The sequence below is a fragment of the Leifsonia sp. Y878 genome (assembly GCF_057669685.1).
On sequence record NZ_JBYHFS010000002.1, the window covers coordinates 978,908 to 1,001,370 of the forward strand.

At 66.3% G+C, this 22,463-nt stretch carries 17 protein-coding genes; 10 read left to right on the forward strand and 7 right to left on the reverse strand.

The features are described from left to right. Positions 1-33 precede the first annotated feature (33 nt). Both AC25Y4_RS10705 and AC25Y4_RS10710 read left to right on the forward strand, forming a co-directional pair. Entirely contained in the window at positions 34-1,476 is a 1,443-nt protein-coding gene (locus AC25Y4_RS10705; RefSeq protein ID WP_488120370.1) for an acyltransferase family protein, read from the forward strand. Between the two features lie 60 nt (positions 1,477-1,536). Continuing rightward, on the forward strand, positions 1,537-2,211 hold the full coding sequence (locus tag AC25Y4_RS10710) for a DedA family protein (protein ID WP_488120371.1): 675 nt from the start codon (positions 1,537-1,539) through the stop codon (positions 2,209-2,211). Here the strand turns inward: AC25Y4_RS10710 and AC25Y4_RS10715 are convergent. The 4 genes from AC25Y4_RS10715 to AC25Y4_RS10730 form a co-directional block, all read right to left on the reverse strand. Then, positions 2,195-3,823 (reverse strand): M23 family metallopeptidase, encoded by a 1,629-nt coding sequence (locus AC25Y4_RS10715; RefSeq protein WP_488120372.1) that lies wholly within the window; start codon positions 3,821-3,823, stop codon positions 2,195-2,197. The two genes, AC25Y4_RS10710 and AC25Y4_RS10715, sit on opposite strands and share 17 nt — an antisense overlap. Before the next feature lie 347 nt (positions 3,824-4,170). After that, on the reverse strand, positions 4,171-5,742 hold the full coding sequence (gene hutH, locus AC25Y4_RS10720) for a histidine ammonia-lyase (RefSeq protein WP_488120373.1): 1,572 nt from the start codon (positions 5,740-5,742) through the stop codon (positions 4,171-4,173). Positions 5,743-5,849: 107 nt separating this feature from the next. Next, positions 5,850-6,428, reverse strand: a complete 579-nt coding sequence (locus AC25Y4_RS10725; RefSeq protein WP_488120374.1) for an antibiotic biosynthesis monooxygenase — start codon at positions 6,426-6,428, stop codon at positions 5,850-5,852. A 100-nt stretch (positions 6,429-6,528) separates the two neighbouring features. After that, positions 6,529-7,011: a GNAT family N-acetyltransferase gene (locus tag AC25Y4_RS10730; RefSeq protein ID WP_488120375.1), complete on the reverse strand. Its 483-nt coding sequence runs from the start codon at positions 7,009-7,011 to the stop codon at positions 6,529-6,531. 257 nt (positions 7,012-7,268) lie between these two features. On the opposite strand from AC25Y4_RS10730, the gene AC25Y4_RS10735 reads away from it, so the two are divergent. Next, positions 7,269-9,416 (forward strand): DEAD/DEAH box helicase, encoded by a 2,148-nt coding sequence (locus AC25Y4_RS10735; RefSeq protein ID WP_488120376.1) that lies wholly within the window; start codon positions 7,269-7,271, stop codon positions 9,414-9,416. Between the two features lie 85 nt (positions 9,417-9,501). Here AC25Y4_RS10735 and AC25Y4_RS10740 read toward each other — a convergent pair whose 3' ends face one another. Next, complete coding sequence (locus AC25Y4_RS10740; protein WP_488120377.1) at positions 9,502-9,816, reverse strand: hypothetical protein; 315 nt, start codon at positions 9,814-9,816, stop codon at positions 9,502-9,504. 59 nt (positions 9,817-9,875) lie between these two features. Beyond that, positions 9,876-10,763, reverse strand: a complete 888-nt coding sequence (locus tag AC25Y4_RS10745; RefSeq protein ID WP_488120378.1) for an EamA family transporter — start codon at positions 10,761-10,763, stop codon at positions 9,876-9,878. Between the two features lie 269 nt (positions 10,764-11,032). Between AC25Y4_RS10745 and AC25Y4_RS10750 the strand changes: the two genes are divergently transcribed. The 7 genes from AC25Y4_RS10750 (at position 11,033) to recQ (ending at position 21,408) form a co-directional block, all read left to right on the forward strand. After that, positions 11,033-15,079, forward strand: a complete 4,047-nt coding sequence (locus tag AC25Y4_RS10750) for an ExeM/NucH family extracellular endonuclease (RefSeq protein WP_488120379.1) — start codon at positions 11,033-11,035, stop codon at positions 15,077-15,079. Positions 15,080-15,238: 159 nt separating this feature from the next. Continuing rightward, a complete protein-coding gene (locus AC25Y4_RS10755; protein WP_488120380.1) occupies positions 15,239-15,901 on the forward strand; it encodes a hypothetical protein in 663 nt (220 codons plus the stop codon). A 238-nt stretch (positions 15,902-16,139) separates the two neighbouring features. After that, on the forward strand, positions 16,140-16,853 hold the full coding sequence (locus AC25Y4_RS10760) for a YcnI family copper-binding membrane protein (protein WP_488120381.1): 714 nt from the start codon (positions 16,140-16,142) through the stop codon (positions 16,851-16,853). Positions 16,854-16,862: 9 nt separating this feature from the next. Next, a complete protein-coding gene (locus tag AC25Y4_RS10765) occupies positions 16,863-17,561 on the forward strand; it encodes a copper resistance CopC family protein (protein WP_488120382.1) in 699 nt (232 codons plus the stop codon). Positions 17,562-17,714: 153 nt separating this feature from the next. After that, complete coding sequence (locus AC25Y4_RS10770; protein WP_488120383.1) at positions 17,715-18,524, forward strand: thymidylate synthase; 810 nt, start codon at positions 17,715-17,717, stop codon at positions 18,522-18,524. A 5-nt stretch (positions 18,525-18,529) separates the two neighbouring features. Next, a complete protein-coding gene (locus AC25Y4_RS10775) occupies positions 18,530-19,054 on the forward strand; it encodes a dihydrofolate reductase (RefSeq protein WP_488120384.1) in 525 nt (174 codons plus the stop codon). A 236-nt stretch (positions 19,055-19,290) separates the two neighbouring features. Beyond that, positions 19,291-21,408 carry a DNA helicase RecQ gene (recQ, locus tag AC25Y4_RS10780; protein ID WP_488120385.1) on the forward strand — a complete coding sequence of 706 codons (2,118 nt, stop codon included), beginning with the start codon at positions 19,291-19,293 and terminating at the stop codon, positions 21,406-21,408. 387 nt (positions 21,409-21,795) lie between these two features. On the opposite strand, the gene AC25Y4_RS10785 is transcribed toward recQ, so the two are convergent. Then, on the reverse strand, positions 21,796-22,320 hold the full coding sequence (locus AC25Y4_RS10785; protein ID WP_488120386.1) for a DUF1697 domain-containing protein: 525 nt from the start codon (positions 22,318-22,320) through the stop codon (positions 21,796-21,798). Between the last annotated feature and the right edge of the window lie 143 nt (positions 22,321-22,463).

Here is a 22,463-nt window from a genome sequence, read left to right on the forward strand (position 1 = left end):
AGCGGATGCGCCGCTCGGGCAAGGGGAGCCACAGTGACGATCGCGCCGGAACGAACAGGAAATACAGCGCGGGCGGGTGGAGCTCTGCCACCCGCCCGAATCGCGCCGGTCTGGGCGCCAGAAGCCCCGGCCAGTGCGAGCCGTGACCGCGGCATCGATGCGGTGCGGGCAGTTCTGCTGGTGGTGGTCGTCGTCCTGCACGCCATGATGGTCGGTGTCAGCGTCGGGGTGGCCGGTCCTGTTCTACAGAACGCGCTCGAGAACCAGGCCTGGTTTGCGCCCGTCAGTTGGCTCGTGCAAATCATGCCGTTGTTCTTCGTTGTCGGCGGCTTCGCCAGCATCACCCAGTGGCGCAGCCTGCGAGCACTGGGCGTCTCGGCTGCGTCGTATGTCCGTGGCCGTATTGAGCGGCTGGTGCGCCCGGCAGTTGTGCTCGTCGGGGTCGTCGGCTCTGTGCTGCTCGCCATGACACTCCTTGGCGTGCCCGGCGACCTCATCGCGACGGCCAGTTACCGCATCGGCCAGCCCCTTTGGTTTCTCGGCGTCTACATCCTTTGTTCCGCACTTGTGCCGCTGATGGTGCGGGCGCACGAGGCGGCCCGGATCGCCACACCGCTGTTGCTGCTCGCGGCAGTGGTCGCCGTCGACCTGACGCGTCTGACCAGCGGCATCCAAGCTGTCGGCTTCCTCAACTTGTTGTTCGTCTGGCTCCTCGTGCAGCAGCTTGGTTTCTGGCTGGCCGATGGTCACGTCGAGGCGCTCAGCAGGCCCACACGATACGTCGTACTCGGTGCGGCGTTCGCAGTGCTGCTTGCCCTGACGATCGGCCCATATTCGGCAGACATGCTCGTGAACCTCAACCCGCCGACCCTCTGCCTTGTGATGTTGGGCGTCGCCCAGCTGATGGTGTTCTCGCTGCTGCGCGGTCGTTTCGCCGCGTTGGCTGAGCGGCCACGGGCAGGTCGGGCCATCGCTGCCCTCGGGCCGCGCAGCATGACCGTATATGTCTGGCACATGCCGGTATTGATTGCGCTCGCTTCGCTCCTTTTGCTGCTGAGTACGACAACCGGCATGTCGTTGCCTGAGCCACTCAGCGTGTCGTGGTGGCTCAGCCGTCCGCTCTGGCTGGCCGGCGTTGGCCTCGCCGTCGCACCGGTTGTCGTGCTGTTCGCGCGATGGGAGCGAGGCCGCCGTAACCCGCAGGCCGTTCGGTTCGCAGACGCAGCGACGCCACGGTTTGTGGCGCTCGACACGCTGCTCGGCGCGGGTGGTGTCGCACTCGTGCTTATTGCAGGATTCGGCGTTGTGTCGGCATCCGTTGCCCTACTCATGCTTCTCGGCGCGTTGGTTGGCACGAGCCGCACCAGGTTGACGCTTCGTCTCCTGTCTGCCAGGTGCAACTACGGACGGATGTCATTCGAGCGGATGACGCGGGCACATCTGTTGGCCGATGCGGACATTCGAGCAGGTTTCTAGGCTCGAAAGACCGGCAGGCTCCTCCTTTTCCCACCACACAAGCCGAATCGAATAATGAACATGGAACTGCTCTCAGACTTCTTACTCTCCGCCGCAAGCTCACCGTGGGTCTATCTCGTCGTATTCGCAAGCGTGGTCATTGACGGATTCTTCCCTCCGATTCCCAGCGAGAGCGTGGTTGTCGTTGCTGCAGCGCTCGGGGTGAGCACCGGCACCCCGAGCCCGATCGTTATCGTGCTGCTCGCCGCTCTCGGTGCAGCCGCCGGTGACAACATCGCGTACTGGCTTGGACGCACGATTGGAGCGCACAGATTTCGCTGGATGCGGCATCCGCGCTCTGTCGCAGCCTTCGACAAGGCCGCCCGCGGACTGGCCCGTCGTCCTGCCAGCGTGCTTCTCGTCGCCCGGTACATTCCGGTCGGTCGCGTCGCGGTGAACATGGCGGCGGGAGCGACCGGCTTTTCCTATCGTCGTTTCTGGCCGCTGACGATTCTGGCCGGTGGGTGCTGGGCGGTGTACTCAGTGCTCATCGGCATGCTCGCGGGTCACTGGGTGAAGGACCAGCCGCTGCTTGGCGCTGCAATCGGCGTTGTACTGGCGCTCGCGCTGGGTGTGCTGGTCGACCGGGTGGTGATGGCTCGAACAAAGCGCCGTGACGCAGGCGCCTCCCTGGCGACGGTGGTGTCAGAGTCGGCGGCGTCCCGCAGCGAGACTGAGGTCAACCGCCGACGGTGATTCCGCGTGCGGCCATGAACGGCAGCGAGTCGACTCGATCACCGTTGATGCGCACCTCGTAGTGAAGGTGGCAGCCGGTGGATGCTCCGGTGCTGCCGACTCCGGCAATCACCTGCCCCGCGATTACCGAGTCGCCGACTGCCACGAGTTGGGATCCGCTCAGGATGTGCGCGTAGCCGGTCTCAATGCCGTTACCGTGGTTGATCAGGATCCAGTTGCCGTACGTTCCGAGCGTGGTCACTTCTTCAACGACACCGGATGTTGCCGCGTAGATCCCTGCCCCACAATTGGCTCCGATGTCGGTCCCGTAGTGGAATGCGCCGACATCGGGTAGCGGGCGGTCTGGTCGCGGTCCGAAGCCGTCGCTGAGGTTGCCGACTGCCGGGTTCGCCCAGCCTTGCGCGCTGAGCTGGCCGGAGTCCTGGGGGACGATGGGACGAGTCAGTGGCGGCAGCACAGGCAGTGGCGCCGCATTCAGCTCGGCGCTCATGGTCGTTTGCAGGCTGGCCAGCTTTGCAGTCGCCTGGTCAAAACGGGCCTTCGCTGCGCCCAGTGCGTCCTTGGCGGTCTGGAGATCGACGCCGTTCAGCGGGCCGTCGGTGTTGGTCTCGCGTGCACGAAGCTGCTCAGCGGCCGCCGCATCGGCGGAAACGCGTTCCTTGATCTTGTCGAGGCTCGCAGACAAGCGAGCCAACGAGTCGATAGTGCCGAGCTGGGAGAGCAGGTCGGCTCCGGCATCCCCGCTCAGCAGTACCGCCGCGGCGCCGGCCGCCGGATCCTGCTGCATCATGGCGCGAACTATGCCGGCCAGGAGTCGCTTGGAGGTATCGGCCCTCAGCTCGGCCTCTGCCAGCATCGTGTGCATCGCGCCAGCCTGGGCGCCGGCCGCGTCAAAGTCGGCCTGAGCGGAAGCGAACGCGAGCTTGGCTGCGTCGTAAGCGACGGATGCCCGTGCAACGGTCGCCTGTGCTGCCGTGATGGCGGCCAGCTGGGCCGCCTGCGACCTGGTCCTGGCCGACGCTGATGCCGCGTACGCGGACGATCGCGGCGTCACCGTCGGGGGAGCGACAGGAGCGCCGCCACCCACAGCGGGAGCTGGTGCCGGCGCGGGAGCCGGCGCGGGAGCCGGCGTAGTCGGTGTGGGTGTGGGCGTCGGCGTCGGTGTTGCTGTGGCCGTCGGGTCAGACGTGGGTGTGGGTGTGGGTGTCGGTGTGGGCGTCGGTGTTGCCGTCCCAGTGGGCGTCGGCGTCGGGGTTGCTGTCGGCATGTCCGTGGGTGGCGCCGTCGGATCCGGGGTGGCAGACGGGGCGGGCGTCTCGGTCGGTGTCGGCTCCGCTGTCGGCTCGGGCGTCGGAGTAGCGGTGGCTGACTCCTCTGGAATCGGTGCCGGATCTGTCGGCGCCTCTGACTCGACGCTGGGAGGTGTGGACTCCGGTGCGGGGGCTGGCGCAGGCTCGGCCGCTGCCGACTCAATCGGCTCTGGTGCGGGCTCGGCTGTCGGCGTCGGCATGGGGGTCGGCGTTGGCGTGGAGGTCGGCGTCGGCGTCGGAGTGACTGCGAGAACGGCCGCGGCAGCGGATGCCGTCGGCGCCGAGAACGAATCCAGAGCCACCGCTCCTATCAGCGACGCGACCGCCAACGGGACTATTGCCAGCCGGGACACAGCTCGCCTCGTCGTGCTGCGTCGCGTGCGGAGGGAGGGTGGCATTGGCTCTTCATCCATGAGTCGATGGACAACTGGCTCGAGCTGGTCAGCGTTTTGTCAGTCTGCCACGGTGCACTTTGGGCGACAAGGGGCGTGGCTGGCGCTCAAATGGGCGGCAGGATCGGGCGATATTCGGCGTGTGGATGGCGCTGAATGTGGGGGTAGCCGCCCGCTGATCCACCCGCATATCTGGCCCGCGCATCCGCCCAGCGGGACCCCGCCACAATGGCCGGCCAACGCCCGTCGTGCACTCCCTAGTTCAGTGCGCCCGTGTGAGCTGCTGCTGCATCCACGATCCCGCCGGAGGCGACCAGCTCGACGACGCCCTCGATCTCTGGGGAGAGGAACCGGTCGTGGCCAGGGCCAGCAGCCCTCGTACGCACCAGTGTGCGTACGGCTCCTGTGGCCTGGCCTGGCTGAAGGGGAGCGCGCAGGTCGAGGGCGCGTGCCGCCGTCATGATCTCAATGGCGAGCACGCGGCCGAGGCCATCGATCGACTTCCGGAGCTTGCGTGCGGCCGCCCAGCCCATCGATACGTGGTCCTCCTGCATCGCAGAAGAAGGAATGGAGTCAACGGATGCCGGCACAGCGAGACGCTTCAGCTCTGACACGATCCCTGCGGCCGTGTACTGCGCGATCATGAGGCCGGAGTCAACGCCCACCTCGTGGGCGAGGAAGGGCGGCAGTCCCTTGTTCCGAGCAACGTCGAGGTGCCGGTCGGTACGGCGCTCGCTCATGCTCGCGACGTCGGCGGCGGCAATGGCGAGGAAGTCGAGCACGTAGCTGATCGGTGCTCCGTGGAAGTTGCCGTTCGACTCGACCCGGCCATCGAGGGTGACGACGGGGTTGTCGACGGCGCTCGCCAGCTCACGCCCTGCGATGAGAGCAGCGTGGTTGGCGGTGTCCCGTGCTGCGCCGTGCACCTGCGGCGCGCAGCGCAGCGAGTAGGCATCCTGAACGGTGGTGCACTCCGGTCCTGCGTGGCTCGCGACGAGTGGAGAGCCGTCCAGCAGCGCGCGCAGGTTTGACGCGCTGTCGGCCTGGCCGAGCTGGGGACGCATCGCCTGCAGGTCGTCGGCGAACACCACGGCGCTGCCGAGGAGGGCCTCGACGCTCATGGCGGCGGCGATGTCTGCGGTGGTGAGCAGGCGGGCGAGGTCGTCGAGCGCGAGCGTGAGCATGCCGAGCATCCCGTCGGTGCCATTGATGAGGGCAAGTCCCTCTTTCTCTGCGAGGACGACGGGGGCGATGCCAGCGGCACTGAGGGCATCCGCTGCACTCATCAGGGTTCCGGCAGCGTCGCGCACCTCGCCCTCCCCCATGACGGCGAGTGCACAGTGAGCGAGAGGCGCCAGGTCGCCGGAGCACCCGAGTGAGCCGTACTCGCGCACGACGGGGGTGATGCCCGCATTCAGCATGGCCGCGTATGCGCTCGCCGTGGCCGGACGCACGCCGGTTCGGCCGGTCATGAGCGTGGAGAGGCGCAGCAGCATGAGCGCGCGCACGACCTCGCGCTCGACCTCAGGGCCGCTGCCGGCCGCGTGGGAGCGCACCAGGCTCGCTTGCAGCTGGGCGCGCCGATCTGTGGTGATGAACGTCGTGGCCAGGGCTCCGAAGCCGGTCGAGATCCCGTAGTGCGGAGCGTCATCGCTGGCGAGCTCCTCGATGATGGTGCGGGTGGCTGCGACACCCTCCAGTGCTGCGTCGTCCAGCACGATCGAGGCGTCGCGGCGGGCGACGGCGATCACGTCACTGAAACTCACGGCGCCAACACCGACGAACACGGTTTCACGGACGATGGACGAGGGCATGGCGGTGGTACTCATATGTCGATTGGACACCACGGCAGTACTACCGACAACGCGATTGCGCGCCCCACCGTCTGGGATCCCGGACGATCCGCGGCCCCGCCGAGCCCTCAATCACAGAAGGCTCAATACCGGCGGGCAGGGACCAGCCAGTTGCGCAGCAGCCTGGTGACAAACGGCAGCACCCAGAACGTCATCGTTGGCGCGAGTATCAACGTCGTGATCAGCACGCGGAGCACAATGCCGAGGTCGGTCCAGAACGGAACCAGCCAAGTCACCAGCAGTGTGAACACGAGGTTGAGCGGGAAGAAGCCGAGCCAGATGCTGGTCGCCTGTTTCCAGCGCGGGGGAGGGCCGACCGCCTCGCCGCTGACGTCGATGGTCACCGCGGTTGGTTCGTCGAACCACCCTTCAATGCCCGTGCGCTTCTCCACCCTGGACTGCTGCATGAACTGCTTGCCGCTGGAGAGCCACCAGTCGCGCTCTGGGGAGTTCTCCCACGCGACCAATGTGTCCTCTCCGCTGAATCGGTAGAGCATGTGCCAGGAGTTCGAATGCTCCCCAGCCCGTACCCAACCGGAGCCGAGGAAGCCCGGGTATTTGATTGCAAGATTGATGCCGGCCTGAACCCAGGCGGTTGCCTCGGAGATGCGCGTGGGATCGACCTCGCGCATGATCGAGACAGTAATGGCTTTGTTGTCCATCCGTCCAGCCTGACGCATCAGCATTTCCGATGTGTAACCCGGCGCGTCGCCGGGCGCGGCGCGCTGGCCCGGCGCATTGGCCCAGCCGCTTACCTCGTCGCTATGCGGTGAGCGTCTTCCCGAAGCACACACTGAACTCTTCGCCCACGTATGCGCCGAACTGTGGAATAGGGAGGTAGTCACCGCGGCGATACAGCTCCAGTGCGCCGGTGTGACGCTGGCCGGTTTCCAGCACGAGATGACGGATGCCGCGAATCCTGGCATCCGCTTCCATGCGGGCGAGCAGGGCAGTGGCCACACCCTGGCCTCGTGCGGTGTCGCGCACGAACATCCGCTTCAGCTCAGCGGTGTCCGAAAGCTCGGCGGTGTCCGACGTGAGCTCAACGAGCGCCGCGATGCCGGACGCGGTGCCGGCGTCGTCGCGGGCGACGTAGAACGTGACCTGCTCGGCCTCGAGTGCGTCGATGCTCAGCAGGAAGTTGCTCTCCGGGGGATAGAGGGACTGTGCGAACGCGGTGCTGCTGTGAAGCATCTCCTCGATTTCCGGCTGTCTGGGCGGTTCCACGGTGATGGTTAAGGGCATATTTACAGGCTAGAGGGACGACGTTTCCGTGACATTTCAGCCAACTTCGGGTAACGTAGATAGGTCGGCTCTTGACACCGCATTTCTTCACGTGTGTGCGGATGGGTTTGTAAGTCAGGTGGGCCGGTTTCCCAGTAATCCTCTGGTGAAAAATCACTGTATGTGAACGGCCCCGGCCATAGACTGCCCGGGTTCTCAGGTTGCGTCCTCTACGGCGCTGTTCTGCCATGTACTCAATACAACCCAGGAATATATCTATGCCCAAGAGCAGTAAAAAGCCCAATTTCGATCCCAGCTACGCAACTGGCGGCCCCCGCAAGGGCGCCCCGAAGTCCGGCAGCAAGAGCCCAGGTCACCGCGGATTCCGCGCTGACGAGGGTGCCCCAAAGAAGCAGCGTTGGAACGCCGACGAGCGTGCATCTCGTTCGACCACCTCGCGCCCCAGCGAGCGCCCAGCCTATGGCGACCGCCCGCAGCGCACCGAGCGCACCGAGCGTCCCTCCTACGGCGACCGTGGTGCCCAGCGCACCGAGCGCCCAGCATACGGTGACCGTGCCCAGCGCACAGAGCGCCCCGCATACAACAACGACCGTCCCGCCCGTGGCGAGCGTCCCTCGTACGGCGACCGTGCTCCGCGCACCGACCGTCCGGCCTACAACAACGACCGTGGCGACCGTGCCCCTCGCACCGACCGCCCCGCATACAACAACGACCGTGGCGACCGTGCCCCTCGCACCGACCGCCCCGCATACAACAACGACCGTGGTGCCCAGCGCACCGAGCGTCCCTCGTACGGCGACCGCCCAGCTCGTGGCGAGCGTCCCTCCTACGGTGACCGCGCTCCGCGCACCGACCGTCCGGCGTACAACAACGACCGTCCGGCCCGCACCGAGCGTCCGTCATACGGCGACCGCCCGGCTCGCACCGAGCGTCCCTCGTACGGCGACCGTGCTCCGCGCACCGACCGTCCGGCGTACAACAACGACCGTCCGGCCCGCACCGAGCGCCCGTCATACGGCGACCGTCCGGCCCGTGGCGAGCGTCCCTCGTACGGCAATGACCGCAGCGACCGTGGAGAGCGCGCACCGCGTCGCGACTTCAACAGCGACCGCCCTGGCATGAGCAGCAGCAGCGACAGTAAGTTCTACCCGAGCCGCGATGACAAGCCTCGCTTCACCGCTGAGGAAGACGTCGTGCTTGAGCGCCTCGAAGCGCAGGCAACCACGGCATCCGATGTCGTCGGCGTGACCTTCGCTGAGCTCGGTCTCGGTGGCAACATCGTTCGCGAGCTCGGTCTCCTCGGCGCTCCGAGCCCGTTCCCGATCCAGGCAGCGACCATCCCCGATGTGCTCGCAGGCCGCGACGTCCTCGGCCGTGGCCGCACCGGTTCAGGCAAGACCATTGCCTTCGGTGCTCCTCTTGTTGAGAAGCTGATGGAAAACGACGGTGGCAAGAACCGCCAGCAGGGCCGCAAGCCCCGCGCGCTGATCCTCGCTCCGACCCGTGAGCTCGCACTGCAGATCGACCGCACCGTGCAGCCCATCGCGCGCAGCGTTGGCCTCTTCACCACCCAGATCTACGGCGGAGTTCCGCAGTACCGCCAGGTCAGCGCCCTGCAGCGCGGCGTCGACATCATCATCGGCACGCCTGGCCGCATCGAAGACCTCATCGACCAGGGCAAGCTCGACCTCAGCGAGGTCAAGATCACCGTTCTCGACGAGGCCGACCACATGTGCGACCTGGGCTTCCTTGAGCCGGTGCAGCGCATCCTGAACCAGACCAAGAAGGGCGGCCAGAAGCTGCTGTTCTCGGCAACTCTCGACAAGGGTGTCGCCACCCTCGTCAAGCAGTTCCTGACCAACCCGTCTGTGCACGAGGTTGCCGGCGAAGACCAGGCGTCTTCGACCATCGACCACCGTGTTCTCGTCATCGAGCACCGCGACAAGGGCGCCATCATCGAGCAGCTCGCTGACCGCAACGGCAAGACGCTGATCTTCAGCCGTACCCGTGCGTTCGCCGAGCAGCTCGCAGACCAGCTGGAGGATGCGGGCATCCGCGCCACCAGCCTGCACGGTGACCTCAACCAGTCGCGCCGTACCCGTAACCTCGCGCTGCTCACCAGCGGCAAGGTCAACGTGTTGGTTGCAACGGATGTCGCCGCACGCGGTATCCACGTTGACGACATCGACCTGGTGATCCAGGCCGATGCCCCCGACGAGTACAAGACCTACCTGCACCGCGCCGGCCGTACCGGTCGCGCAGGCAAGGTGGGAACCGTTGTCACGCTCATCCCGAAGCAGCGTCGTCACCGTATGGACGACCTCCTCGGCCGTGCAGAGATCGAAGCCAGCTTCGTCTCCGCTGTTCCGGGCGACGCGTCGGTCAACGAACTCGCAAACCTGTAACACCCGCATTCCCGAAGGGGCATCCGCCGAGAGGCGGGTGCCCCTTCGGCGTTTTCAGGCAGATAGGCCAGCGACCACGATGGAATCAGTCGTGCAGGCCATAAACCAGGTCGCTTTCGGTCAGATTTGTCGCGACACGGTGAGAACATCCGCGTGTTGTTCCTGAGAAGACGTCATGTCCACCCTTACGCTCAGAGATATCGCCGGTGCGCCACTCGTGGCGCGCCCATGCTTTTTGCCTCGATTCGGGTTCGAGGTCGAGAGCGTGTGCGATAAGCACCTGTGGGGCACCCCTGTTGGCGCCCCACAGGTGGCGCGCCTGGCCAGTGCCCTGCCGTCGGAGCATCAGCGGCGGTCGCAGCATCAGCATCAGCATCAGCATCAGCATCAGCATCAGCATCAGCCACAGCCACAGCCACAGCCACAGCCACAGCCACAGCCACAGCCACAGCCACAGCCTCAGGCGATTGCGAGCATCCCGGCTGCGACCAGGGCGAGCACCAGGCCGGCCCACTGCACCGGCGCGATGCGCTCCCGGAGAACCAGGGCGGCAAGCAGGATCGTTCCGGCCGGATACATCGCCGTCAGCACGCTCATGACGCTGAGATCGCCCGCACGGATGCCGAGCAGCAGCAGGAAATTGGCGATCACATCGATGGCGCCGCACAGCATGGCGAGCAGGACGCCGGTGCGGAGCAGAGGCGACCGACCGGCATCCGCTTCACCCGCGCCCTTCCGCGACCGGCGCCGCGCTGCCACGAGTGCAATGACGCCGACGGCGATGAACATGATCGTGCCATTTACCGCGCGGTTCATGACGAGGGGAACCAGCCCGCTGTCATCCGGTGTCTGTGCGATGAGGATCATGAACGCGCCGATCATGGTGCCAGAGCCAACGGCCATGGCCAGCGCGGTCAGGCTGGGGCGCACGGCACCCTTCTCCGGCACGAAGCCGACAAGCACGACAGCGACCAGGGCAAGGCCAAGCGCCCAGTAGCCGATCGGCTCGAACCTGTCGCCGCGCACGAGCCCGAATGTCATCGGGACGATAGCGGATACGACGGCCGTCAACGGCGAGAGGATGCTCATGGGGCCGACGGCCAGGCAGGCGTAGAGCAGCGAGATGGCGATCGCGCCGGTGATGCCGGACAGACCGCCCCACAGCACGGCGCTTTCTGACCACTCTCCGCCGACGACGGGCAGGGCAACGAGCAGCACGATCAGCCCGGCGAATGCGGCGATGGCCGTCGCGAGGACCGCACTGATCCGCTTCGCGGCGAGTCCGCCAAAGAAGTCGGCAGAGCCGAAGATGAGTGCGCCGGTGAGGCCGAGGACTGCGGTGAGCATAGGACGCCAGCTTAGCGAGCGGCGTCACGCTCGATGCGTGCGCAGGAGCGGCTGCGGAGCGTCCCATTACGCATATGTGCAGCTCTGTGTGTCGGGCAACTTAAGAGCAGATGTCATTTCACAGCGTGATCTGGTGGGGCTCTCAGGAAATCCCTAGACTCAGCGCTGACCCCCGAAGAGGTGCACCCCGAATAAGGGTGGACAGGTCGGTCGGTTGCACCACATCACCGTCCACGCAATCACTGTTCACCTACTCGAGGAGCACTGTCTTGAATCACGTCTCCCTCGGATCGGCCCACCCGGCCGGCCGATCTGCACCACAGCCAGCACGTCGACGGCGACCACTCGCCATCGCCCTGGCCACCGCAACCGTCGTCGGCCTGTCCTCCCTGGTCGCCGCCCCTGCATGGGCGGCCGAGGTCAGCCACACCATCGCAGAGGTGCAGGGCACCGGCACCGCCAGTCCGCTGGTCGGATCCGCGGTCACCGTTGAGGGCATCGTCACCGCAGACCACCGCGTCGGCGGCTACAAGGGCGTGTACATCCAGTCGGCAGGTACCGGCGGAGAGGGAACCGCAGGAGACGCGTCCAACGCGGTCTTCGTCTTCCTCGGCAATGCCAACCCCGGTGTCGCCATCGGCGACCTGGTTCGCGTGACCGGCGCCGTCAGTGAGTACTTCGGGCTGACGCAGATCACGGCATCCGCTGCAGGAGCCGTTGAACTGGTCACGCCAGGCGTCGGAGTTCCGGCAGTGACGCCGCTCCCCGACACCGTGGTGGGCGCTGATCGGGAGCGCTTCGAGAGCATGCTGGTCGAGCCGGCGGGCACCTACCGCCTCGGTTCATCGCACCAGCTCTACAACTTCGGCACGCTGTGGCTTTCTGCCGGCGATGCGCCGCTCGTCAAGAGCACTGAACAGGTGCGTCCAGGCGAGGCTGCGAACGCCATCGCGGCGGAGAACCGGGCGAACCGGATCTTCCTCGACGACGGCTACAGCATCCAGGTCAGCAACAAGGATCACCTCGGCGAGCAGCCGTACTTCACCACCGACACGACCGTGCGCCTCGGCGACAAGGTCGAATGGCCGGCCCAGCCGTACGTGCTCTCCTACGGTTTCGACGACTGGCGACTGCAGCCGACGGTGCCCATCGACAACACCAGCGCGGCCACGTATAAGCCAACGTTTGAGGCGTCGAATCCCCGCACGGATGCCCCGCCAGAGGTTGGCGGCGACATCAAGGCCGCGTCCTTCAACGTCTACAACTACTTCACCACCCTGACGAGTGAGAACTCTGCTGCGCGTGGAGCTGCCACCCAGGCCCAGTTCGACATCCAGAAGTCCAAGATCGTTTCGGCGATCAACGGCCTCGATGCCGACGTTGTGAGCCTGATGGAGATCGAGAACTCCGTGAAGCTCGGCAAGCCCATCGACTCGGCACTCGCCGACCTGGTGAGCGGGCTGAACACCGCACTCGGCAGCGAGGTCTGGGCATTCGTGCCGACGCCGGCCGCCCTGAACGACGCGGCCATCACGGATGCCATCACCACCGCCATCATCTACAAGAAGGCCGCCGTCACCCCTGTCGGTGCCAGCCAGACCCAGGTCGACGAGACCGTGTGGAACATCGCACGCGAACCGATCGCCCAGACGTTCAGCTTCAACGGCAAGACGGTCACCGTGGTGGCGAACCACTTCAAGTCCAAGAGTGGTGACGGCGCTGAGCCGGCCGACGGCCAGGGGCTGTTCAACACCGAACGTGTCGCCCAGGCCAAGGCCGTCGTGAGCTTCGTCGAAGAGCTGCAGGCGACATCCGGCAGCGCTGACGTGCTGCTGCTCGGAGACTTCAACGCCTACGCGCAGGAAGACCCGCTGAACGTCTTCGCTGAGGCCGGCTACGTCGACCTCGTTCCGGCGCAGACCGACGACCAGTACACCTACAGCTTCAACGGGGAGCTGGGCTCGCTCGACCACGCGATCGCAACGCCGTCACTGGCCGCGACCATCACCGGAACCGGCGTCTGGGGCATCAACTCGGCCGAATGGTCCGACCGCGGCTACGGTTTCGGCGCCACAGAAGCCGGCACGCCGTACCGCTCAAGCGACCACGACCCGATCATCGTCGGCATCACCGATGAGGTCGTTCCCGTTGACATCAACGTCGTGACGGTCAACGACTTCCACGGTCGTATCGAGCAGGCCTCGCCGTCCGGCGGAGCCGCGGTGCTCTCCGGAGCGGTCAAGCAGATCAGGGCCCAGAATCCGAACACGGTCTTCGCCGCCGCCGGTGACCTCGTCGGAGCCTCGACGTTCACCTCGTTCATCCAGAACGACAACCCGACGATCGACGCGTTGAACGTGGCAGGACTCGACGTCAGCTCCGTGGGCAACCACGAGTTCGACCAGGGCTTCGCCGACCTCACCGACCGCATCGTGCCGCGCGCGCTCTGGGAATACCTCGGCGCGAACGTGTACGACAAGACAACGGGGAAGCCGGCCCTGCCGGAGTACTTCGTCAAGTCGTTCAGCGGTGTGTCCGTCGGATTCATCGGCGCCGTCACCAACGACCTGCCCTCGCTCGTGAGCCCGTCTGGAATCGAGAATCTCGACATCCGCGATGTCACGACGGAGGTCAACCGGGTCGCAGACAACCTGCGTGACGGTGATGCGGCCAACGGCGAAGCGGATGTCGTCATCCTGCTCGTGCACGAGGGCGCGGCCACCACGAACATCGCCTCTGCCACCGACAACTCGTCATTCGGCAAGATCGTCAACGGCGTCGATTCCGACGTCAATGCGATCGTCTCCGGACACACTCACCTCGCGTACAACCACGTGATCGACGGGCGCCCTGTGGTGTCCTCCGGCCAGTACGGCGAGAACTTCGGCCTGATGAGCATCTCGGTGAACCCGCAGTCAAAGGAGCTGCTGTCGATCAGCAACACGGTGCTGCCGCTGATGAACACCGCCGTCACCCCGCCGGTCGCGCTCTACCCGGCCGACCCTGCCGTGACCCCGATCGTCGCAGCCGCGACGGCAGAGGCCAGCGTGCTCGGAGCGGTCAAGGTCGGCGACATCACCGCCGACTTCAACCGGGCCAAGCAGACGGCCGGGGCGGAGAACCGCGGCGGTGAGTCGACGCTGAGCAACTTCGTCGCCGACGTGCAGCTGTGGTCAACCCAGGCATCCGGCGCGCAGATCGCGTTCATGAACCCTGGCGGTCTCCGCACCGACCTGAAGTTCGCATCGACCGGTGCGAGCGATCCGAACGGCAACCTCACCTACAAGGAAGCCGCGAGCGTCCAGCCGTTTGCCAACACGCTCGTGACGATGAACCTCACGGGGGCGCAGGTCAAACAGGTACTCGAGCAGCAGTGGCAGCCGACGGGTGCGGCAAGGCCGTTCCTGAAGCTCGGTGCGTCGAAGGCGCTGTCATACACGTACGATCCAACGGCAGCCGCAGGGTCGCACGTGACGCACATCCTGCTGAACGGCACGGAGATCTCGCCGACGGCCAGCTATGTCGTCGTCGTGAACTCGTTCCTGGCATCCGGTGGAGACAACTTCGGTGCCTTCGCCTCCGGTACCGCCAAGGCTGACACCGGAAAGGTCGACCTGCAGTCCATGGTCGACTACTTCAAGGACGCCAAGACCGCGTCACCCGACTACGCGCAGCGTGCCGTCGGTGTGGTGCAGAGTGCAGCGGATGCCGACGGCTACAGCGCCGGCGACGTGGTGACCCTCGGGCTGTCGTCCCTGCTGTTCAGCGCCGGTGAGCCTGCCGGCACGACGGTTGACGTGTCGCTCGGCGGAGTCTCGCTCGGCACGGCGGCCATCGATCCGGCCATCGTCGACACCACGGATGAGGTGGGCAGGGCTTCCCTGTCGATCACCATCCCCGATGGTGTCGTTGGTGCGCAGCAACTCGTGATCAGCGTCGCGGGAACGGGAACCGCGGTCTCGGTGCCGATCACCATCACCAAGAAGGACGTGCCGGTGCCGGTCAAGGTGAACAGCACGACCGACGGGTCTGCAAGCAAGTTGCTGGCCAGCGCGAGCTCCACGGTGAAGTACACGGTGACGGTGAAGGCTGCTGCTGGCAAGGACGGAGCGGTGGTGAAGCCGACGGGAACCGTCACGGTGTACGACGGACGCAAGGCCATCGCAACCGTCACCCTCACGGCCGATTCGAACGGCAAGGCCACGATCACGCTGCCGAAGCTCAGCCGCGGCCTGCACATTCTCACCGCGCAGTACGGCGGGTCTGACCTGGTAAAGGCCTCGGTCAGCTGGCCGGACCTGTTGCTGCTGTACTGAGTGCCGCTGTACCGACTGACCGGATGTCGGATTAACCGACACCGATGACCACCGGGGCCCCGTGCGAATACGCGCGGGGCTTTGGTCGTGCCCGGCGGACCCAATTCGATGACGGATGCTCATCCCGGTATCGTTGACAGCAGGGCGAAGGGAGTGATCATGGCTACACGCTGGGCGCGCGTCGCTCGCGGCTGGATTGTCGCCCTGTTCGCGACGTTCGTTGCCGCGCTCTCCCACACGCTCGGTGGCGGATCTGCTCCTGGACTGCTCGCGGTCGTGCTGTCCCTCGCCTTCGCCGGCATCCTCTGCATCGCACTCGCTGGCCGCACGCTGTCGCTCTGGCGCACCGGACTATCGGTGGCGTTCAGCCAGCTCATCTTCCACGGCCTGTTCTCACTCGGGTCCGCCGGCAGCACCGTCGCCACGCAGTCGGCGGGTTCTTCCGCCGCAGCAGCGCCGGGCCTGGGAGTGCACCAGCACGAGGTCGTCACCAGCCTGGCGCCGGTCACCGACGTGCCTATTCCAGTGAGCGCTCCTGTGCACAGCATGTTCGCCCACGATGCCGGCATGTGGGTCGCGCACGCCATTGCTGCCGTGCTCACCATCGTCATGCTTCGCCACGGTGAACGTGCTTTCTGGAGCCTCTTTGCCAGCGCCGCCCTGGCCATCCGCTCTGTGTGGGCGCCGATTGCGCCGGTTGATGTTCCCGGCAGCACGCAGGCCGTTCTGCCGGTCGCGCGGGTTTTTGTGCCGCGTGCGCTGTCGACGCTGCTGTCGACGATGCGGCATCGCGGGCCGCCGCTCGCCTTCTGCGCGGCCTAGCCATCAGCACCGCCCGTCCTGCCGATTCTCATTCGAATCGTGCCGTGCGGACGCCGGATTGATGCAGGCACGCGCCGCCGACCCACTCTGAATCACGCACGCATCGAACGCGCGTGACGCCTCACAATCGCCGTGCCCCTGCGTTCTCGCCCCCGTGTCGCGCACGGCGCCGCGCTGGCCCGTGAGCACAGCATCCGCTGATCGATGCGTGCCCCTGCACAACCCACAAAGGACTTTCATGAAGATTCGCACCACAGCCCTCGCATCATCCGCCCTCGCCGCCGGCGTGCTCATGGCCGTTGCCGTGCCCCTGTCGGCCAGCGCTCACGTGTCGGTGGCACCGACATCGACCGCGGCTGGCTCGTACTCCGTGCTCACGTTCGCGCTGTCCCACGGATGCGAGGGGTCGGCTACCACGTCGATCGCCATCGAGATCCCGGAGAGCGTCACGAGCGTCTCACCGACCGTCAACCCGAACTGGGCTGTCGAGAAGGGGGCGGTCGACCTCGCAGAGCCGCTGGACGACGGCCACGGGAACACCATCACCACCCGCACGGGCCAGATCGTGTACACAGCCGCCGAGCCGCTGGCCGATGGCCTGCGCGACACGTTTGCGCTCAGCGTGCTGCTGCCCGAGGACGCGGCCGGAACCACACTCGCGTTCCCGGTCGTGCAGACCTGCGAGGTCGGCTCGACCAGTTGGACCGAAGTGCAGAAAGACGGCGAAGCCGAGCCGGAGCACCCTGCCCCGTCGATCGCAGTGACCGACGCGGTGGCCGCCGACCACCATGGCGCGGCCACGGACGACGATGACGCATCCGCTGCGGCCCACGATTCAGACGCTGGGGAGTCGGGCGACACGATCGCTCGGGTGCTCGGAATCGGCGGCCTGGTCGTCGGCGCAGTCGGCATCGTGCTGGCCGTCACCGCCCGTCGCAAGCACTCAGCGTAGGCGGCAGTCATGACGAACGGATCGGGTATGACGGAGCGGACGCACAGAACCGGCGGGACCGGCGCGACCGGCGCGACCATTCGGCGTCGGCTGGCGGGCTGGGCACTGGGCGCATCCGTCGTCGTGGCCGCGCTGGGACTCAGCGCAGCGCCAGCCTTCGCGCACAACTCTGTGATCAGCACCACGCCGAACTCGGGCGAGGTTGTCACGGAGCAGCCCGGCCTGTTCAGCGTGACGACGAGCGACAACCTGCTCGATATCGGCGGCACGGGCACCAGCATGGCCATGCAGATTGCGGGGCCAGCGGATGCCGCAACGCCGCTCTACTATGGCGACGGCTGTGCCGCGATCTTCGGTCCAACGCTGGAGATGTCGGCGGAGCTCGGCCAGCCAGGCGAGTACACGGTGACCTGGCAGGCGGTGTCGACCGACAGCCACACGATCTCCGGCCAGTACACCTTCACGTGGCAGCCGGCGGACGGGCAGGTTCTCGCCGAGGGCTCACCCACCCCACCGGACTGCGGCGGAACGGAACCGGCCGGAGCGGCGCCGTCCTCGGATGCGTCGGCGGAGGCATCCGCTGCAACGGGTGCCGAACTGGCCGACGTGCTGTGGATCGCGGCCGCGGTCGGCGCCGTCGCGCTCGCGGTGATCGGCACGCTGCTGATCGTCACGCGTAAGAAGAAGACTCCGCCGCCCAGCGAGTAGCGCTGCGCTGCGCTGCGTGCTCAGCCGTGGCCGCGAGAGCGCACTTTGTGTCGTTTCGAGATACCGAGACCGACACACAGTGCGCTCTCGCGAACGAAGTAGTGCCCTCGCGACATCCAGCGGATCTCCGAGCTGCTCAGGTACCATCGAGGCGTGACCTCTGCGATCCCCACCCCATACGAAGACCTGCTGCGCGACACCCTCGAGAATGGGGCGCACAAGTCCGATCGCACCGGGACGGGCACCCGCAGTGTCTTCGGCCGTCAGCTGCGCTTCGACCTCTCAGAGGGATTTCCGCTCATCACGACCAAGCGCGTGCACTTCAAGTCGATCGCGTACGAGCTGCTCTGGTTCCTGCGGGGCGAGAGCAACGTGCAGTGGCTGCGTGAGAACGGCGTCACGATCTGGGACGAGTGGGCGGATGCCGCCGGCGAACTCGGCCCGGTCTACGGTGTGCAGTGGCGCTCATGGCCCACCCCCAGCGGCGAGCAGATCGACCAGATCTCCGAGGTCATCGAGGCGATCAAGGCCACGCCGGACTCTCGTCGACTGATCGTGTCTGCGTGGAACCCGGCCGACATCCCGAACATGGCGCTCGCGCCGTGCCACGCACTCTTCCAGTTCTATGTGGCCGACGGCAAGCTGTCGTGCCAGCTGTACCAGCGGAGCGCAGACCTCTTCCTTGGCGTGCCATTCAACATCGCCAGCTACGCTCTGCTCACCCACCTCGTTGCCGCGCAGACCGGCCTCGAGGTCGGCGACTTCGTCTGGACCGGCGGCGACTGCCACATTTACGACAACCACGTCGAGCAGGTGACGGAGCAGCTCACCCGTGAGCCGTACCCGTTCCCGCAGCTGAAAATCGTGAACAAGCGTGACAGCATCTTCGACTACGAGTACAGCGACCTGGCCATCGAGAACTACCAGCACCACCCCGCCATTCGTGGCGCGGTCGCGGTCTAGCGCCCGTGAAGATCGGACTGGTCTGGGCGCAGGCCGACGGCGGAGTCATCGGCAAAGACGGCACCATGCCGTGGCATGTGCCCGAAGATCTCGCCCACTTCAAGGCGGTTACCCTCGGCGGCGCCGTGATCATGGGCCGCAAGACCTGGGACTCACTCCCGCCTCGCTTCCGGCCACTGCCCGGTCGCCGCAACATCGTCGTCACGCGGCAGGCCGATTGGCACGAAGCGGATGTCGATGTCGTGCACTCGATCGACGACGCACTCGCGCTCGCGGCCGGTGACGGCGCCGAAGCCTCTGATTCGGAAGAACAGTTCGTCTGGGTCATCGGCGGTGCGCAGATCTACGCGGAGGTCATCGGCCGCGCTGACCGCCTCGAGGTCACCGAACTCCGCGCGGCGTTCGAGGGCGATGCCGTCGCGCCGCCCATCGACCCCAGCTGGTACGTCGAGGACATCGACCCTGAGGATGACTGGCACACGTCGAGCACGGGCCTCGAGTACCGCTTCGTGCGCTACGAGCGCGACTGAGCTCACCTCGTCGATTGAGGAGCGAGCCAGCGAGTGGGACACATGCCCCACCCCGTTGATTGAGGAGCGAGCGCCAGCGAGTGTCTCGAAATCTGGCTGGACAAACGCTGCACTCTGGGCCTCGAGACGGCCGTGAACGGCCTCCTCGCCACCTGGCGGAGTTATCCACACCGCGCAACCGCTCACAGGGTGAGCGCATACAGGTTCGTGCCGGATGCCCCGGGTAGAGTTGCCGAGTGAGTTGGAATGCTGAGTTGTCCCGGAACCCCGATGAGCTCACCCCGCCAGACGACTACATCCCAGACGACTCGTACGCTCCGGATGACCCGTACGACTACAACGCCCCGCCTCCGCCCGACTATGGGTACGAGTTCGCGGGCGGTCCAGGCGGCGCTGAGTCGCTGAGCGGCACGGGCGCACGCGCTGGCACACACGCCGGCGCAAACCCAGCAGCTGGCCAGGCCGGTGGCTATGGCCAGGACCAGTTCGTTCGCGCGCAGGCGCCCCGCCGCCAGGCATCCGCTAAATTCGCCACGGCAGCCGAGGCGCTTCATACCGTCTTCGGATACGACTCGTTCCGCGGCGAGCAGGCCGACATCATCGACCAGCTCATCGGTGGCGGCGACGCCGTCGTGCTCATGCCCACCGGTGGCGGCAAGAGCCTCTGTTACCAGATTCCGTCGCTCGTGCGCGAAGGCACCGGCATTGTTGTCTCCCCGCTGATCGCGCTCATGCAGGACCAGGTTGATGCTCTCACCGCGGTCGGCGTGCGCGCCGCGTTCCTCAACTCCAGCCAGGATGCCGCTACCCGCAACCAGGTCGAGCGCGACTACCTCGCTGGCGACCTCGACCTGCTCTACGTCGCGCCGGAGCGACTCTCCTCAGAGGCCACCAAGCAGTTCCTCGCCCGAGGCACCATCGCCCTGTTCGCCATCGACGAGGCGCACTGTGTGTCGCAGTGGGGGCACGACTTCCGGCCCGACTATCTCGCGCTGTCTGAGCTCGCCGATCGCTGGCCAGACGTGCCGCGTATCGCCCTCACTGCCACGGCGACGGATGCCACGCACCAGGAGATCACCAGCCGCCTGCAATTGCAGGAGGCCAAGCACTTCGTCGCCAGCTTCGACCGGCCGAACATCCAGTACCGCATTGTGAACAAGGCAGAGCCGCGCAAGCAGTTGCTGAGCTTCATCAAGTCAGAGCACCCCGATGACGCCGGCATCGTCTACGCACTCAGCCGCAAGTCGGTCGAGGCGACAGCCGAGTTCCTGCAGGCCAGCGGCCTGAACGCGCTGCCCTACCACGCCGGTCTCGACGCGCGGATTCGCGCCCGTAACCAGTCCAAATTCCTCCGCGAGGACGGCGTGATCATCGTCGCCACCATCGCCTTCGGCATGGGAATCGACAAGCCAGACGTGCGCTTCGTAGCCCACATCGACCTCCCCAAGAGCGTCGAAGGCTACTACCAGGAGACGGGTCGCGCCGGTCGCGACGGTCTGCCATCCACCGCCTGGCTCACCTACGGCCTGCAGGATGTCGTGCAGCAGCGCCGCATGATCGACGAGTCGCCCGGCGACCTCGCGCACCGCCGCAAGCTCTCAGCGCACCTCGACGCCATGCTCGCGCTCTGCGAGACCGTCGACTGCCGCCGCGTGAACCTGCTCCGCTACTTCGGTCAGACCAGCACGCCCTGCGGCAACTGCGATACCTGCCTCACCCCGCCGGAAGCGTGGGACGGCACCGTCCCAGCCCAGAAACTGCTGTCGACCATCGTGCGCCTGCACCGCGAACGCAACCAGCGCTTCGGCGCCGGGCACCTCGTCGACATCCTGCGCGGCAAGACAACGCCGCGCGTCACGCAGCATGGTCACGACCAGCTCGCCACGTGGAGCATCGGCGCAGACCTCAGCGACCAGCAGTGGCGCGGCGTCGTGCGCCAGCTGCTCGCGCAAGGCCTCATCGCGACCCACGGCGAGTACGGAACGCTCGCAGTGACGGAAGCCGCCACCGACGTGCTCGCCGGCAAGCGCACCGTCGATCTCCGCCACGAGCCGGAACGCGCCGAACGACCTGCGCGTCGGTCGGGCGCTGCAAAGAGCGCGGCGAAGGCCGGCGTCGCTGACCTGTCTCCAGCCCAGGAAGAACTGTTCGAGGCGCTGCGCGCCTGGCGTTCGGCCGAGGCGCGCGAGCAGGGCGTTCCCGCCTACATCGTCTTCGGCGACGCGACACTCATCGCGGTGGCGATGGCCAAGCCTGCGACGCTGGGTGACCTCGACGGCATCTCCGGCATCGGAGCGAAGAAGCTCGACTCCTATGGCGAGAAGCTGCTCGCCGTGGTGGCCGAGGCCTCCTAGCCTGCGACCGCTGCTTGTAGGCTGCCGTCTCTGCTCTCTGCTCTCTGCGCCACGTGCTTGGCTTCTGCGTGAGCACGTCGTCTGCATAACTCCTGCTGTTTTGCCGCGATGGTCGCAAGAGGGGCCGTTTCGGCCCAGTCGGGGACGATCTGCAGGAGTTATGCACCAGGAGTCGGCTTCATCGCCCGTGGTGACCGCCAAGTTCCGGACGTGTGCCTCGGCCAAACGCGGGACGTGCGCCGCCGTCACAAATGCGGTGCGCGAGGACTCTGGTCGGGCATAATTCCTGCGATTTTGCCGCGACGGGGCAAAAAGGTGCCGTTTCGGTCCGATTGAGGGCGAATTGCAGGAGTTACGAATTGCAGGAGTTCTGCAGCGAGGTCAGAGCTACTTCAGCAGCTTCTGTAGGGTGCGCAGGTTGCGCGTCGTCGTGCTGGCCTTGTGTCGGCTGCGCGCCGTCTCCTTGGCGAACGCACTGCCCAGGGTGTTGCCGCGTTCTACGGTCCAATAGATCACGCCGTCACCAGGGCGGATGCTCTCTGCGACCGCATCGAGTTTGTCTTGCCACTCGAGCAGCTCAGAGGCCAGCGCCGGGTCCATGGTGAAGATGACGTACGGGTGCCACCCCTCGCGTTCCGCATCGAACGGGAACGCGTCGATGATCTGCCGAATGGTGTCGACGTCGAGCACGTGCACCCACGCCTCGTAGCCGAACCGGTCGCCGAGCGCCTTCTCGATGAGCGGTTTCAGTCCATGCGCAGTGGCTGGCGAGTCGAACAACACATTTCCGCTGGCAAGAACTGTCTTGACGTTGTCCAGGCCGAGGTCGGTGAACGTGGCTGCGACATCCGTCATCTTCATGGTGATGCCGCCCACATTCACGCCGCGCAGGAGTGCTACAAAACGAGTCATGAGCCGAGAATAGCGTTCGCCACCGACCCTGCCACTCGGCGCTGGTCGGCGTCGCAGCAGCTGCACCCAACGCACCGCTGCGCCTCTCGGCTCGTCGCTGGGTCTCCCGCGGCCGTCGTGGGGCGCCGCGCTTGTGGGCCGTC

What these genes read in the sequence shown, in the direction of transcription:
- AC25Y4_RS10710 (WP_488120371.1), top strand. Translation starts at nt 1,537, where the DNA reads ATGGAACTGCTCTCAGACTTCTTACTCTCCGCCGCAAGCTCACCGTGG.
- hutH (WP_488120373.1), bottom strand. Translation starts at nt 5,742, where the DNA reads ATGAGTACCACCGCCATGCCCTCGTCCATCGTCCGTGAAACCGTGTTC.
- AC25Y4_RS10725 (WP_488120374.1), bottom strand. Translation starts at nt 6,428, where the DNA reads ATGGACAACAAAGCCATTACTGTCTCGATCATGCGCGAGGTCGATCCC.
- AC25Y4_RS10730 (WP_488120375.1), bottom strand. Translation starts at nt 7,011, where the DNA reads ATGCCCTTAACCATCACCGTGGAACCGCCCAGACAGCCGGAAATCGAG.
- AC25Y4_RS10735 (WP_488120376.1), top strand. Translation starts at nt 7,269, where the DNA reads ATGCCCAAGAGCAGTAAAAAGCCCAATTTCGATCCCAGCTACGCAACT.
- AC25Y4_RS10740 (WP_488120377.1), bottom strand. Translation starts at nt 9,816, where the DNA reads ATGCTGATGCTGATGCTGATGCTGATGCTGATGCTGATGCTGCGACCG.
- AC25Y4_RS10745 (WP_488120378.1), bottom strand. Translation starts at nt 10,763, where the DNA reads ATGCTCACCGCAGTCCTCGGCCTCACCGGCGCACTCATCTTCGGCTCT.
- AC25Y4_RS10755 (WP_488120380.1), top strand. Translation starts at nt 15,239, where the DNA reads ATGGCTACACGCTGGGCGCGCGTCGCTCGCGGCTGGATTGTCGCCCTG.
- AC25Y4_RS10760 (WP_488120381.1), top strand. Translation starts at nt 16,140, where the DNA reads ATGAAGATTCGCACCACAGCCCTCGCATCATCCGCCCTCGCCGCCGGC.
- AC25Y4_RS10765 (WP_488120382.1), top strand. Translation starts at nt 16,863, where the DNA reads ATGACGAACGGATCGGGTATGACGGAGCGGACGCACAGAACCGGCGGG.
- AC25Y4_RS10785 (WP_488120386.1), bottom strand. Translation starts at nt 22,320, where the DNA reads ATGACTCGTTTTGTAGCACTCCTGCGCGGCGTGAATGTGGGCGGCATC.